The following is a 13,869-nucleotide window of genomic DNA, read 5'->3' on the forward strand; positions in this document are numbered from 1 at the left end:
TTCCATGAACGATCGCATGGTGTGGATCGACTGCGAGATGACCGGGCTCTCGCTGTCGACCGACGCGCTCATCGAGGTGGCCGCCCTGGTGACCGACTCGGAGCTGAACATCCTCGGCGACGGTGTGGACATCGTCATCCGCCCGCCCGCCGAGGCCCTGACCACCATGCCCGAGGTGGTGCGCCAGATGCACACGGCCTCCGGGCTGCTCGACGAGCTGGACGGCGGGACGACGCTCGAGGAAGCGGAGCGGCAGGTCCTGGCGTACATCCGCGAGTACGTCCCGGAGCCCGGCAAGGCCCCGCTGTGCGGAAACTCGGTCGGCACCGACCGCGGTTTCCTGCTGCGGGACATGCCGGAGCTGGAGAAGCACCTGCACTACCGCATCGTCGACGTCTCGTCGGTGAAGGAGCTGTCCCGGCGCTGGTTCCCCCGGGCCTACTTCGCCAGCCCGAAGAAGGCCGGCAACCACCGGGCCCTCGCCGACATCCGTGAGTCGATCGCCGAGCTCCGCTACTACCGCGAGGCGATCTTCGTGCCGCAGCCCGGTCCGGACTCGGACACGGCGAAGGCGATCGCGGCCAAGCACGTCCTTCCTGTTCAGTCGTAGTCCGGCCGGATCCCCGCGGGCTCTCCGTGGGGTTTCGGCGGGGATTCCGGCGGAGTGACGCAGCTCGCTCCCGGCACGGCGAAAGCCGGGAGCGAGCACCCCTCCGGACCCTGTACACTTTTTCTCGGCCGGTGGGAAACACGGAAACAAACGCCGGACATGGTGGGTATAGCTCAGCTGGTAGAGCACCTGGTTGTGGTCCAGGATGTCGCGGGTTCGAGTCCCGTTACTCACCCTCAGAGCCGAAGGCCCTGATCTGGGAAACCAGGTCGGGGCCTTCGGCGTTCCCGGCCTCGGTCGTGTCCGCGCGTCCGAATGGCCGTCAGCCCTTGCCGGGCCTCCCGCCGCCCCACCACGACGACACGCCGGAAGCGCTTCCCGCGCCCCTTTCACCCCCCAGGCCACGTCACGCAGCGCGTCCTTGACACTACGCCAGGTTGCGGCAAGTCTCGGAGCAGCCCCGAAACCCCCAATGCTCCGGTCCGGCACGCCTCTTGGCGGGCCCCGCCGGCCGGCGGGGCGGGCACGGCATCAGGAGGAGGCATGCGCGGCGGCACGCACGGACGGCGGCCCCGGGCCCGGCGGGTACGGGCGGCACCGGCGGCACTGACGGCCGGGCTGCTCCTGGCCGCGGCGCTCACCGGCTGCGCGGCCGACGGCGACGGGCGGACCACGCTCTCCGTCGGCACCTTCGGGGTCTTCGGCTACCGGCAGGCCGGCCTCTACGCCGAGTACGAGCGGCTGCACCCGGAGATCCGGATCAAGGAGAACGTGATCGAGCGGAGCGACACCTACTTCCCGCAGTTCCTGACGCACCTGGTGACCGGCAGCGGGCTGGCGGACGTCCAGGCCGTCGAGGTCGGCACCCTGCACGACCTGGCGGCGGGCCAGGGCCGACGGCTGGAGGACCTGTCCCGGGCGCCGGGCGTGCGCCGGGCCGACTGGCTGGGGTGGAAATGGGCCCAGGCCACCACCCCCGACGGCCGGACGGTCGGGCTCGGCACGGACATCGGGCCGATCGCCGTCTGCTACCGGAAGGACCTCTTCCGCCGGGCCGGGCTGCCCACCGGCCGGGAGGCCGTCGGCCGCCTGTGGGCCGGCGACTGGCGGAAGTACCTCGACGTGGGCCGCGCCTACCGGAAGCGGGCCCCGGCGGGCACGGTCTTCACCGACTCGGCGGCGGGCGTCTACAACGCCGCCATCCACGGCTATCCGGAGCGCTATTACGACCGGTCCGGCCGCCCGCTGTACACCGGCGGCCCGGCCGTCCGGGCGGCCTGGGACCTGGCGGTGCGGGCGGCCCGCGAGGGGCTGACCGCGCGGCTGAGACAGTTCGAGAAACCCTGGGACCAGGCGTACGCGAACGGCCGCTTCGCCACCGTCGCCTGCCCGCCGTGGATGCTCGGCTACATCAAGGAGAAGTCGGGCGACGCGGGCCGGGGCCTGTGGGACGTGGCGCCGGCGCCCCGGCCGGCCAGCTGGGGCGGCTCGTTCCTCACCGTCCCGAAGGCCGCCCGGCACCGGGCGCAGGCCATGGCGCTCGCCGCCTGGCTGACCGCGCCCGCCCAGCAGGCCCGCCTCTTCGCCCGGCAGTCGAGCTTCCCCTCCACCCCCGCCTCGTACGGCATGCCGGAGCTGCGGGACGCGCGGAACCCCTACTTCGGCGGGGCGCCGGTCGCGCGGATCTTCGCCCGGGCCGCCGAGGGCGCGCCCACGCTGGTGACCGGACCGCACGAGCAGCAGATCGGCACCGCCTTCACCGACGTCGGCATCCCGCAGGTCGAGCAGCAGGGCAGGTCTCCACGGGCGGCCTGGGCGGCGGCCCAGAAGGAGATTCACAACGCGGTGGACGAATGACCTCGGCGCCGCCCACCACCGTCGAGGACCCCGGCGCGGATCCCGCTCCGGGCCCGTCGGCCGCCCCGCCCGCCCCCGGCCGGGACCGCCGCGCCGCCTGGCGCACCCGCCGTCACCGGTGGGACGTGCGCTGGAGCCCGTACGCGTTCGTGGCGCCGTTCTTCCTGTTCTTCTCCGCATTCGGTCTCTTCCCCCTCCTCTGGACCGGCTGGGCCTCACTGCACCGGCTCGAACTCACGGACATGAGCCGGATGGAGTGGACCGGGGCGCACAACTACCTCCGGCTGCTGCACGACGAGTTCTTCTGGAACGCCCTGCGGAACACCTTCACCATCGGTGTGCTCTCGACCGTCCCCCAACTGCTGACGGCCCTCTGCCTCGCACATCTGCTGCACCAGCGGCTGCGGGCCGCCACCTTCTGGCGCGTCGCCCTCCTCACCCCGTACGCCACGTCGGTCGCCGCGGCCACCCTGGTCTTCGTCCTCCTCTACGGGCGGGACTACGGCCTGATCAACTGGGCGCTGGGGCTCGCCGGCATCGCCCCGATCGACTGGCAGAACGGCACCTGGAGCTCCCGGATCGCCGTCTCCTCGATCGTCGTCTGGCGGTGGACGGGCTACAACGCGCTGATCTACCTCGCCGCCATGCAGGCCGTCCCCGACGAGCTGTACGAGTCGGCGGCGCTGGACGGCGCCTCGCGGGTGCGGCAGTTCCTGCACGTCACCGTGCCCTCGCTGCGGCCGACGATCCTGTTCACCGTCGTCGTCTCGACGATCGGGGCAACGCAGCTGTTCGGCGAGCCCCTGCTCTTCGGCGGGGCGGCCGGGCAGAAGGGCGGGGCCTCGCACCAGTTCCAGACCCTGGGCCTCTATCTGTACGAGCAGGGGTGGTTCGGCTTCCATCTCGGCCGTGCCTCCGCCGTGGCCTGGGCCATGTTCCTGATCCTGCTGCTGGTCGCCGCCGTGGGCGGGCTGCTCGCCCGCCGGCTGCGCGCGGACCGGTGAGGAGCCGCCGTGCCCGTCCCCATCCCCGCCACCCGCGTCACCCGCGCGCCGGCCGGCGGCCGGCCGCGCACCGGGCCGCTCGGATACACCGTGCTCGTCCTCTTCACCGCGGGCTCGGTGCTGCCCCTGGTGTGGACGGCCGTGGCCGCCTCGCACGGCAACACCCGGCTGGCGCACACCCCGCCGCCCCTCTGGTTCGGCGGCAACCTGGCGCACAACCTGGGCATCGCGTGGAGCGACGCCAACCTGGGCCTGGCCCTGCTGAACACGACGCTGGTCGCCGGCTGCGTCGCCCTGGGCACCGTCCTCTTCTGCACCCTCGCCGGCTTCGCCTTCGCCAAGCTGCGGTTCCGGGGGCGGAACGCCCTGCTGGCGGTGGTGGTCGGCACGATGATGGTGCCCCCGCAGCTCTCCGTGGTCCCCCTGTTCGCACTCGTCGCGGAGCTGGGCTGGACCGACCGGCTGCAGACGGTCGTCCTGCCCACCCTGGTCAGCGCGTTCGGCGTGTTCTTCATGCGGCAGTACCTCGTGGAGGCGCTGCCCACCGAGCTGATCGAGGCCGCCCGGGTCGACGGCGCCGACAGCCTGCGCGTCGTACGGCACGTCGTCCTCCCCGTCGCCCGGCCCGCGATGGCGGTGCTCGGGATGCTCTCCTTCGTGCAGTCCTGGAACGACTTCTTCTGGCCGGTGATCGCGCTGACCCAGGACAACCCGACCGTCCAGGTGGCCCTCACCGGCCTCGGCCGCGGCTACGTCCCCGACCAGGCCGTCGTGATGGCCGGGGCGCTGCTCGGCACGCTCCCGCTGCTGCTCGTCCTCGCCCTCTTCGGGCGGCACATCGTCGGCGGCATCATGCGCGGCGCGGTCAAGGGCTGACGCCCGTGCCGGCTCCGTCATCTCCCCCGTCCCCCTCTTCCCTCTCCTCCGGAGCGATCTCATGCCCACGACCTTCCCTCCCGGCTTCGTCTGGGGCGCCGCGACCGCCGCGTACCAGGTGGAGGGCGCGGTCCACGAGGACGGCCGCACCCCCTCCATCTGGGACACCTTCAGCCACACGCCCGGCAAGGTGCTGAACGGCGACACCGGCGACACGGCCACCGACCACTACCACCGGTACGCCGAGGACGTCCGCCTGATGTCCGGCCTCGGCCTGGGCGCCTACCGCTTCTCCGTCTCCTGGCCCCGCGTCCAGCCCACCGGCAGCGGACCCGCCTCCCCCAAGGGCCTCGACTTCTACCGCCGGCTCGTCGACGAGCTCCTCGCCCACGGCGTCAAGCCCGTCCTGACCCTCTACCACTGGGACCTGCCCCAGGAGCTGGAGACGGCGGGCGGCTGGCCGGACCGCGAGACCGCGTACCGCTTCGCCGACTACGCCGAGCTCGTCGCCCGGGCACTGGGCGATCGGGTCGAGTGCTGGGCCACCCTCAACGAGCCCTGGTGCAGCGCCTTCCTGGGCTACGCCTCGGGGGTGCACGCCCCCGGGCGCACCGACGACGCCGCGGCCCTGCGCGCCGCGCACCACCTCAACCTCGCCCATGGGCTGGGCGCCCAGGCGCTGCGCGCCACCCTGCCGCGCCGGGCGCGCGTCGCGGTCGTCCTCAACCCCAACGCCGTCCGGGCCCGCACCACGTCACCCGCCGACCTGGACGCTCAGCGGCGTATCGACGCGCTCTCCACCCGTATCTTCACCGGGCCCATGCTCCACGGCGCGTACCCCGCGGACCTGATCGAGGACACGGCCGGGATCACGGACTGGTCGTTCGTCCGCGACGGCGACACCTCCGTCATCAAGCACCCCCTGGACTGGCTGGGCATCAACTACTACACGCCGTCCGTTGTATCAGCCACCACTGACAACCGCCCCTCACCTGCGCCTTCGCCCTACCCCGGGCCCAGGGCGTCGCCTTCCACCAGCCGCCGGGCCCCGGACGGCCATGGACTGGACCGTCGACCCCAGCGGCCTGTACGACCTCCTGATGCGCTTCACCCGCGAGGCTCCCGGCCTCCCCCTCGCCGTCTCCGAGAACGGCGCCGCCTACGACGACAAGCCGGACGGCCGAGGGGCCGTGCACGATCCCGACCGGATCGCCTATCTGCGCGGGCATCTCGACGCCGTGCTGCGGGCGTTGGCGGACGGGGCGGATGTGTGGGGGTTCTTCGTGTGGTCGCTGCTGGACAACTTCGAGTGGGCGTACGGGTACAGCAAGCGGTTTGGGATCGTGTACGTCGATTACGCGACGTTGTCGCGGACGGTGAAGGGGAGTGGGGAGTGGTATCGGGGGGTGATCCGGGCTGGGCGGGTGGGGTGAGTCGCCCCTGCCCCACCCCTTCGCCGATTCCCGGGGCTACGCCCCGGACCCCGAAACCGCGCTCCGCGCGGTTGTCCTCAAACGCCGGACGGGCTGGATTCAGCCCGTCCGGCGCTTGAGGACCTCGCGGCGAAGCCGCGATGCCGGGGTGCGGGCCTTCCCGCGGAAACGGTGAAAGGGCGGGGCCGGGGCACCCTCACTCGAACACCGACGGCGGCGGCTCCGGCGACGGCTTCGCGTCGGCATCGGTGACGGGCTCGGCCCCACCGCAGAAGTCGTCCACGGCCCGCCCGGACTCAACCCGCCCCTGCGCCGCGTCCGTCGCACACCGCCGTGTCAACTCCCCCACGGGAAACGAGGAATCCGACGCCACAAGAATCACGTTCCCGAACCGCCGTCCCCGCAACACCGCCGGTTCCGCCGCCAGGCACAGCTCCGGAAAGACCGTCCGCACGGTCGCGATCTGCGACTTGACGAAGGCGAGAGAGGGCGGACCGTCCGCCAGATTGGCCGCGTAACAGCCCCCGGCCGCAACACCCGCCGCACCTCCGCGGCGAACTCGACGCTCGTCAGATGGGCGGGCGTCCGCGCGCCGGCGAACACGTCGGCGATGATCAGGTCCGCCCACCCGTCGGCCACCTTGGCGAGCACCTCGCGCGCGTCCCCGGAGCGCACCCGGATCCGCCACGACGGGTCGAGCGGCAGCTCGCGCCGGACGAAGGCGACCAGGGGGGCGTCGATCTCGACGACCTGCTGGGTGGAGCGCGGCCGGGTCGCGGCGACGTAGCGGGCCAGGGTGAAGGCGCCGCCGCCGAGGTGGAGGGCCTGGACCGGGCGTCCGGGCGGGGCCGCGAGGTCGGCGACGTGGCCGAGCCGCCGCTGGTAGGAGAACTCCAGGCGGGCGGGGTCCTCCGGGTCCACATGGGACTGCGGCGCGCCGTCGATCAGCAGCGTCCGGGCCCGCGGACGGTCGGGGTCCGGCCGCAGCTCCGCGAGGCCGCCCGCCACCTGCTCGGTGACGGGCTCCGCGGCGCGCCCGCGCCCCGCCCGCCGTCCGCTCCGGCCCGTCTCCCCGGCCGCCCGCCTGCCTTTAGCCATCCGTCAAGTATCGCCCGGTTCGTCCGGGCGCCCCGCCGGAACCGTCAGCGGCAGCGGTCGACGGCCTCGATGGTGCGGGCCGCCTCCCCGAGCGCGGCCCGCAGCACGGCCGGGTCGGTCGCCTCGGAGAGCGCCGCCTCGGGGGCCACCAGCCAGCCGCTGCCCGTCACGGGCGGCTCGTGCCGGCCGGCGCGCACCCCGCGTCCGTACGCCTGGGTGCAGGCGCTGCCGGGGACGTCCCAGGCCGCCGCGGTGCCGGCCGGGACGAGGAATCCGAGGGTGTGGCACTCGCCGTCGTGCAGGACGGGTCCGACCCCGTCGCGGAGCCGGAGGATGTCCACCGCCTCCAGTCCCTGCCGGGCGGGCACGGTGACCAGGTCGCAGGGGACGCCCTCACCCTGCGCCCGGGCCGGGCGCGCGGCCTGGCCGTGTCCGGGGCGCGCCTGGTGAAGGGCCGCCGTCCGCGAGCCGCCGATGTTCACTCCGGCTTCCGCCAAGGGGAACGCCTCCTCCGCACGTTTCGCTGAACCCGTCGCCGCCGTTCCGCACCCGCCGGGGGCGCGGCACGGGCGGCAGGCACCTGCTCGTACTGTTCAACTCCCTTGAGCCGTCAACGGCTACGGCGCCGCGCCGCCGTAAAGGATGGCAGTTCATGGCGGATCGCGAGTGGGATATCCGTTTTGTAGCCAAAGCGGACGTACGGGATTCCCGGCAGCCGGTACGGTCATCACGCCGTACGGCAGCACCACCGTCCGCCCCGGATGCCGGAGGGGCGGCACTCGCCAGGAGAGGGTCCGGCCATGGCGTCGCCCCACGCGTCCCCGTCACCTCGCGCCCCCCGTCCGAACACCGTCTTCCGCGAGCTGCGCGGACCCCGGTCACCTGCGGAATTCGCGGCGGCGGTACGGCGTGCGGCCCGGGAGATCGGGGAACAGGTCTCGTGTGACGCGCGGTACATCGGGCGCGTCGAATCCGGCGAGATCCGCTGCCCCAACTACGCCTACGAGCGGGTGTTCCGCCATATGTTCCCCGGTCGCGAGCCGGCGGACATGGGCTTCCTCCCCCGCGAGACCGTACGCGGACGGGGGGCGCGAAACAAGGGCGGTGCGCCGCCCGCTCACATCGAAAGCCCCGCCGACGACGGTGAAGCGACGGGTCCCGGCGCACCGGGCCTCCGGGACGCCGGCGCCCCCGGCACCGGCGGTACCAGTGACGAGGAGAGCGACGTGTTGCGTCGCGCGTTCATGACCCATGGCACGGCCGCGGTGGCCGTCGTCTCCCTGGGCGGCGCCGCGGGCGCCCGCCCGCGGCGCCACGCCGGCGAGGCGGAGGCCCTGGCGGTGGAGGAGGCCGTCCGCCGCATCCGGCTGCTCGACGACCGGCACGGCGCCGACGGCCTCTACCGGCGCGCCACCCGGCCGCTGCGGGCCGCGTACGACCTGCTGGACGCGGAGGCCCGACGGCAGTCGGTGGCCGACCGGCTGCACGCGGGCGCCGGTGAACTGGCCATCTCCGTCGGGTGGTTGGCACACGACTCCGGCCGGTTCGCCGACGCCCGCTCGCACTACGCCGAGGCGCTGGCCACCGCGCGGGTCGCCGGGGACGCGGCGCTGGAGGCGCACGCGTTCTGCAACACCGCGTTCCTGGCCCGGGACGCCGACCGGCCCCGCGAGGCCGTCCGGGCCGCCCAGGCCGCCCAGCATGTGGGCCGGCGGCTGGGCTCGGCCCGGCTGATGTCGCTGCTGGCGCTGCGCGAGGCCGGCGGCTGGGCCCGGCTGGGCGACCGGGCGGCCTGCGCGGGCGCCCTGCTGCGGGCCCGGACCCTCTTCGGGCAGGGCGCGTGCGAGGCCGATCCCGAGTGGATGACGTTCTTCGGGGAGGCCGAGCTGGAGGGACTGGAGGCACAGTGCTGGTCCGCCCTGGGCGACCGGTCCCGCGCGGCGGAGCACGGCGAACGGGCCGTGGCGCTGGCCGACCCCCATTTCGCCCGCAATATCGCGCTCTACACGGCGCAGCTCGCGGACGACCTGGCGCACTCCGGCTCCCCCGACGCGGCGGCGGCGGCCGGGGAACGCGTCCTGGACCTGCTCGGCCAGGTCCGGTCCGCCCGCATCCGCGGGATGCTCGACGGCACGTCCCGGACGCTGCGCCGGTTCACGGAGGACCCGGCGGTGGAGTCGTTCCTGGCGCGGCGGGCGGCCTGACGCGTACGTGACGGCCGGCCGCTCGACCCGGGTTGCTCCGGGGTCCGGCCGCTCGGCCCGGGTCGCCCCGGCGTCCGGCCGCTCGACCCCGGTTACTCCGGCGTCCGGCCGCTCGGCCCGGGTCGGGCGGCCGGCCGGCTCCGTTCAGCCCAGGTGGCCCGTGTCGTTCCAGCGCTCGATCGCCGGCTCGCCGTAGGCCCAGCCGAGGATCGACAGCGACGTCGGCTCCAGCCGGATCCGCGCCGCGAAGGACGCCTCGAAGCCGAGCCAGCGGGCGGCGATGACGCGCAGGATGTGGCCGTGGGCGAAGACGAGGACGTCCCGGTCGGCGGCGGAGCGCGCCCAGTGGACGACCTCGTCGGCGCGGGCCGCGACCTGGTCGAGGGTCTCGCCGCCGGGGACGCCGTCGCGCCAGATCAGCCAGCCGGGCCGCTGGGCCTTGATCTCGGCGGGTGTCATGCCCTCGTAGGCGCCGTAGTCGAACTCCATCAGGGCGTCCCACGCGGTGGCCCGCTCGCCGAAGCCGGCGAGGTCGCAGGTTTCACTCGCCCGGAGCAACGGACTGGTACGGACCTCGACGCCCGGCAGGCCGTCCCAGGGGGCGCGGTGCAGGCGCTCACCCAGGAGCTTGGCCCCGTGCCGTCCCTCGTCGAGGAGGGGGATGTCCGTGCGGCCGGTGTGCCTTCCGGACAGCGACCACTCGGTCTGTCCGTGCCGGGCCAGCAGGATGCGCGGTGCCATGGAGCGGGCTCCCTCGGGATCTCGGTGACTTCCCCCACAAAATGGCGGGAGCTGCCACAAAAGTGATGTGCGGTACGGATGCCTTAGACCCGTCGGAACTATCATCACTCACTTGCGCCACAGGCAACCCGACGCCATATTCGGTCGTCTCCCTCCTTATGCGCCGCGCCCAGGAGCCGAACACCGGGTGACCCCGATGTTTCCGTGGCCCGACGGGGCGGTGTGCGGCGGATGCGGCGTACGCCGTACGGTTGCATGCGCGCTTATTGGCCGCCTGAACACATGGAGAGCGTCCGGATGTACCGCACCGCACCACTCGGGAAGCGGCCGCGCTGGTGGACCGAACTGCCACTGATCGCCGTCGTCTACGCCCTGTACTCGGCGGGCCGCCTGCTGGTCCGCGGCGATGTGCAGTCGGCCGTCGATCACGGTGTGTCGATACTCGATATCGAGAAGCAGTTTCGAATAAATTTCGAACATCCACTCAACCGGCTGTTCACGGACCACGCCATCCTCGGCGTACCCGCGGACTTCGTGTACGCCTCGCTGCACTACGTGGTCACCCCGGCCATCCTGGTGTGGGTCTTCCGCCGCCATGCCGAGCACTACCGCCAGGGCCGGACCTGGCTGATGCTCTCCACCCTCATCGGCCTGGTGGGCTTCACCCTGCTGCCCACCTGCCCGCCCCGGCTCCTGCCGGACGGCTACGGCTTCATCGACACCATGCACCAGTACTCGTCGTACGGGTGGTGGGGCGGTGACGCCAGCGCCCCGCGCGGACTGGGCGGGCTCACCAACCAGTACGCGGCCATGCCGAGCCTGCACGTCGGCTGGGCGCTGTGGTGCGGGGTCATGCTGTGGCGCCACGGGCGCGGCACCTGGGCAAAGGTCCTCGGCGTCGGTTACCCCCTCACCATCACGCTCGTCGTCATGGGCACGGCCAACCACTACTTCCTGGACGCCGTCGCCGGTGCCGCCGTCATGGGCGTCGGCCTGCTGCTGACCCGTCCCGCGCTGCGCCTCGGCGAGCGGATCCGCGCCCGGGCGCCCCGCTCCCTGCCCTCGCTCGACCCGGCCGGGCCTGCGGGAATGCCCGAGAGCCCGGCGATTGTCAGTGCCGGGTGCGAGACTTCGGCTCGTACTGCGCACCCGCGCACGACCGGGTCCGGCATGCCCGCCGGGGGCGGACGGGCGGGCGCGCCGGAGAGACAGCGCGAGGCGGACGGCAGTGAGCACATCCCTTCGATCCCTTCGGACATCCCCCGGCAGTCCCGCGGCGGAGCCGGCGGCAGCCGGCCCGACGGCGCTCCGGCGGCGGCTCGCTGAGCTGCGCGGGCCGGACGTCCCACCGCGCCCGCTGGACGCCCGCGCCCTGGCGGCCCTCGCCGCCAACCCCGGCTGCCGCCGCCGCGCCCTGCTCGACGGCGCCGGGGTCGACAAGGCGGCCCTCGCGCGGGCGCTCGGCACGCCCGCGGCGTTCGGGCAGTCGCAGTTCGCCATAGCGCGCGGCAACGCCTTCGAGGCCCGGGTCAAGGCCGACGGCGGTACGGAGCTCGTCCGGCTGCTGCACGCGGCGCTCCCCGCCGGGGAGGCGCCGGAGCCCCCGGACGTGGTGGACGCGCCGGACCTCTCCGCCGCCGGCCCCGAGGGGCGCACGGCCCGTACCGCCCTGGCCCTGCGGGAGGCCACGGCCGCCGGCCGGTGGGCGCTGCTCGACCACCCCATGCTGGCGCTCACCGTGGCCGGCACCTCCGCCTACCTGGAGCCGGACGCCGTCGTCGTACACCCGGACGGCACCTGGACGGTGGTCGAGATCAAGTCCTTCGCCATGATCGACGGCGCGGCCGACGCCGCCAAGGCCGGGGCCGCCGCCCGGCAGGCCGCGGTGTACGCGCTCGCCCTGGAGACGGTGGCCGAGCGGCTGCCGGACCCGGCCCGGGAGGATGGCCGGGTGCGCCACGAGGCGCTGCTGGTCTGCCCCAAGGACTTTTCCAACCTGCCCGCCGCCGCCCTCCTCGACCTCCGCAAGCAGCGCGCCACCACCCGCCGGCAGCTCGCCCGGCTGACCCGGGTCGAGGAGATCGCCGCCGCCCTCCCGCCCGGCACCACCTTCGCCCCGGACCGGCCCGCCGCGGAGCTGACCGCCGCCGTCGAGGCGGTCGACGCCGCGTACGCCCCGGACTGCCTCGCCGCCTGCGAGCTGGCCTTCCACTGCCGCGACCGGGCGCGCGCCGAGGGCGACGTCCGGCACCTGGGGCGGAACGTCCGCTCCGGGCTCGGCGGGCTGACCACGGTCGGGGAGGTCCTCGCGGCGGCCCGGGGCGACCGCCCGTGCCACGGGTCCGAGGACGACCCCGCCGTCGCCGCCCTCCGCCGCGCCGCCGCCCTGCGCGCCGCGGCCCTCGCCGCCGCCGGTTCGCCGGAAGGGGCGACAGGATGTCGCTGATCACCTCCCTCGCCCGCCTGGAGGCCCTGCACACCGGCCGGGCCCGCCCCTTGGCCACCGTCCGCCACCGGCACCTGTCGGACCGCCCGCTCGTGCTCGTCCCGCTCACCACCGCCGGTGAGACGGGTGCGCCCCTCGGCGCCCTCGTCGGCACCGAGCGCGACGCGCCCCGCCTGCTGACGGTGGCTCAGCCGCGCGACCGCGCCCTGCGGTTCGCCTTCCTGGCCGAGCTCGCCGAGGCCGTCCTGCCGTACGTCGAGGGGTACGCGGACGACACGGTCACCGAGGAGCGCAAGGAGACCGACCCGGCGACCGGCCGCCGGACGACCGTCGAGGTCGAGCTCTGCGCGGACGCCCCGCAGCTGCTGGTCCCCGGCCCGGCCGCGGTCGAGTACGTCCGGCTGCTCGGCCGGTCCATGCGCTTCCGGCGCACCGCCGAGGAGGATCCGGCGGCCGACTGGCCGGCGCCGCCCCGCGTCCCGCTGCTCGGCCGCTGGCTCACCCACTACGGGGAGCGCGCCCGCCTCCCCGGCAGCGCCCTCCTGCAGCCGATGACCGAGCTGCTCTCCCGGCACTGGGCCACCGGCCAGAGCCACCTGGAGGACCAGCACCTGAGCGCGCTGCTTGCCTGGATCGACCCGCCCGAGGGGAGCACCGGGCCGGAGGCGGCCCGCCGCGCCGAACTGGCGCGCGACGCCGACGGCCTGCTGCTCCACCCGCCCGCGGGCCCGGCCACCGACCCGGCCTTCGACAACAAGCTGCTGGCCCCCGCCATCGCCCGCTACGACCGGGCCCGCGCGTCGGTCCTGGAGACCGGCCGGGGCCACGCCGAACTGCGGGCCGCCGACGCCGCGATACGCACGCTGCTCCTCTCCCAGCTGCGGCCCACCTGGGACGCCGTCTGGCGTGGCGTCGACCTGCTGCGCGCCCTCCCCGAGGGCGCCTCGGTCGCCGAGCGCTGGAAGCGCGACCGCTGGTCGTACACCGGCCACCGGGACCGGCTGCGGGCCGGCGAGCCGCCGCAGCCGCGCCGGGACGACGCGGTCACCGCCGCGCGGAAGCTCGCCGCCCGCGAGACCGCGCAGGCCCGGCTGGACGCCCAGGAGGCGTTGGACGACCCGCTGGTCATGGCCGGGCGGCGGCTCGCCGGCGAGGCGTTCGCCGGGGAGGTCACCGAGGTGGTCATGGCCCTTTCGGAGGCGAAGGTGCCGCGCCCGCGCCCGCTGGTCACCGTCCGTACGGACGACGCGCCGCTGCTGGAGGAGGGCGCGCGGGTGCACCGGGCGCTGGCCGACGGCCGGTCGCAGCCGGCCGAGTTCGTGGCGGCCGGCCCGGCGGGGCTGACGGTCCGGCTGACGGGTGGCATGGGCCGCGGCAAGGTCCCCGACGAGGGGACGGTGCCCGCGCCCGGTGACCGGGTGTGCTGGACGCTGTTCGAGCACGCGCCCAGGGGCGGCCCCGAGCTGCCCGAGCCCGAGCACACGCCCTGGACCCACGGCGGGCCGCCCGGCACGGCGGCGGAGGACCCCGATCCGGTGACCGCGGAGGATCTGCTGTGACCCAGGAATCCGCTGCGCCCCGGGAGCCCGCTGTGCCCGGG

The 13,869-nt window shown here is 74.5% G+C and carries 10 protein-coding genes, 1 tRNA gene and 2 pseudogenes; 10 read left to right on the forward strand and 3 right to left on the reverse strand.

Annotated features, from left to right (window positions below; all coding sequences use genetic code 11):
* Positions 1-4: 4 nt before the first annotated feature.
* The 6 genes and pseudogenes from orn (at position 5) to ACQEVS_RS12405 (ending at position 5,780) form a co-directional block, all read left to right on the forward strand.
* On the forward strand, positions 5-610 hold the full coding sequence (gene orn / locus ACQEVS_RS12380; protein WP_004953545.1) for an oligoribonuclease: 606 nt from the start codon (positions 5-7) through the stop codon (positions 608-610).
* A gap of 162 nt (positions 611-772) precedes the next feature.
* Positions 773-845: transfer RNA gene (locus ACQEVS_RS12385), tRNA-His, on the forward strand.
* A 308-nt stretch (positions 846-1,153) separates the two neighbouring features.
* On the forward strand, positions 1,154-2,467 hold the full coding sequence (locus ACQEVS_RS12390) for an ABC transporter substrate-binding protein (protein WP_433019333.1): 1,314 nt from the start codon (positions 1,154-1,156) through the stop codon (positions 2,465-2,467).
* Positions 2,464-3,471 carry a carbohydrate ABC transporter permease gene (locus ACQEVS_RS12395; protein WP_433019336.1) on the forward strand — a complete coding sequence of 336 codons (1,008 nt, stop codon included), beginning with the start codon at positions 2,464-2,466 and terminating at the stop codon, positions 3,469-3,471. The genes ACQEVS_RS12390 and ACQEVS_RS12395 overlap by 4 nt, the downstream gene beginning before the upstream one ends.
* Positions 3,472-3,480: 9 nt before the next feature.
* A complete protein-coding gene (locus ACQEVS_RS12400; protein ID WP_433019339.1) occupies positions 3,481-4,347 on the forward strand; it encodes a carbohydrate ABC transporter permease in 867 nt (288 codons plus the stop codon).
* A 61-nt stretch (positions 4,348-4,408) separates the two neighbouring features.
* Positions 4,409-5,780: pseudogene (locus ACQEVS_RS12405) on the forward strand (GH1 family beta-glucosidase).
* A gap of 196 nt (positions 5,781-5,976) precedes the next feature.
* Here ACQEVS_RS12405 and ACQEVS_RS12410 read toward each other — a convergent pair.
* Both ACQEVS_RS12410 and ACQEVS_RS12415 read right to left on the reverse strand, forming a co-directional pair.
* Positions 5,977-6,878 (reverse strand): annotated as a pseudogene (locus ACQEVS_RS12410) (spermidine synthase).
* Between the two features lie 44 nt (positions 6,879-6,922).
* On the reverse strand, positions 6,923-7,375 hold the full coding sequence (locus tag ACQEVS_RS12415; protein WP_433019341.1) for a hypothetical protein: 453 nt from the start codon (positions 7,373-7,375) through the stop codon (positions 6,923-6,925).
* A gap of 303 nt (positions 7,376-7,678) precedes the next feature.
* Here ACQEVS_RS12415 and ACQEVS_RS12420 point away from each other — a divergent pair, with 303 nt between their 5' ends.
* Positions 7,679-9,082 carry a tetratricopeptide repeat protein gene (locus ACQEVS_RS12420; RefSeq protein WP_433019343.1) on the forward strand — a complete coding sequence of 468 codons (1,404 nt, stop codon included), beginning with the start codon at positions 7,679-7,681 and terminating at the stop codon, positions 9,080-9,082.
* Between the two features lie 144 nt (positions 9,083-9,226).
* On the opposite strand, the gene ACQEVS_RS12425 is transcribed toward ACQEVS_RS12420, so the two are convergent.
* Entirely contained in the window at positions 9,227-9,823 is a 597-nt protein-coding gene (locus ACQEVS_RS12425) for a histidine phosphatase family protein (RefSeq protein WP_433019345.1), read from the reverse strand.
* Positions 9,824-10,120: 297 nt separating this feature from the next.
* Between ACQEVS_RS12425 and ACQEVS_RS12430 the strand changes: the two genes are divergently transcribed.
* Genes ACQEVS_RS12430 through ACQEVS_RS12440 form a run of 3 tightly spaced genes read left to right on the forward strand, consistent with a single transcriptional unit; the run spans position 10,121 to position 13,828 of the window.
* Positions 10,121-11,149: a phosphatase PAP2 family protein gene (locus ACQEVS_RS12430; protein WP_433019347.1), complete on the forward strand. Its 1,029-nt coding sequence runs from the start codon at positions 10,121-10,123 to the stop codon at positions 11,147-11,149.
* The gene (locus ACQEVS_RS12435; RefSeq protein WP_433019349.1) at positions 11,052-12,269 is read left to right on the forward strand and encodes a hypothetical protein; all 1,218 of its coding nucleotides are present in this window, start codon (positions 11,052-11,054) and stop codon (positions 12,267-12,269) included. The genes ACQEVS_RS12430 and ACQEVS_RS12435 overlap by 98 nt, the downstream gene beginning before the upstream one ends.
* Positions 12,260-13,828 (forward strand): hypothetical protein, encoded by a 1,569-nt coding sequence (locus ACQEVS_RS12440; RefSeq protein ID WP_433019351.1) that lies wholly within the window; start codon positions 12,260-12,262, stop codon positions 13,826-13,828. The genes ACQEVS_RS12435 and ACQEVS_RS12440 overlap by 10 nt, the downstream gene beginning before the upstream one ends.
* Positions 13,829-13,869 lie beyond the last annotated feature (41 nt).

The sequence above is a fragment of the Streptomyces sp. CA-181903 genome (genome assembly GCF_050937075.1).
Lineage (GTDB): Bacteria > Actinomycetota > Actinomycetes > Streptomycetales > Streptomycetaceae > Streptomyces.

Bases quoted from the DNA above. Each gene is read 5' to 3' on its own strand.
- orn (WP_004953545.1), top strand. From the start codon at position 5: ATGAACGATCGCATGGTGTGGATCGACTGCGAGATGACCGGGCTCTCG.
- ACQEVS_RS12390 (WP_433019333.1), top strand. From the start codon at position 1,154: ATGCGCGGCGGCACGCACGGACGGCGGCCCCGGGCCCGGCGGGTACGG.
- ACQEVS_RS12395 (WP_433019336.1), top strand. From the start codon at position 2,464: ATGACCTCGGCGCCGCCCACCACCGTCGAGGACCCCGGCGCGGATCCC.
- ACQEVS_RS12420 (WP_433019343.1), top strand. From the start codon at position 7,679: ATGGCGTCGCCCCACGCGTCCCCGTCACCTCGCGCCCCCCGTCCGAAC.
- ACQEVS_RS12425 (WP_433019345.1), bottom strand. From the start codon at position 9,823: ATGGCACCGCGCATCCTGCTGGCCCGGCACGGACAGACCGAGTGGTCG.
- ACQEVS_RS12430 (WP_433019347.1), top strand. From the start codon at position 10,121: ATGTACCGCACCGCACCACTCGGGAAGCGGCCGCGCTGGTGGACCGAA.
- ACQEVS_RS12440 (WP_433019351.1), top strand. From the start codon at position 12,260: ATGTCGCTGATCACCTCCCTCGCCCGCCTGGAGGCCCTGCACACCGGC.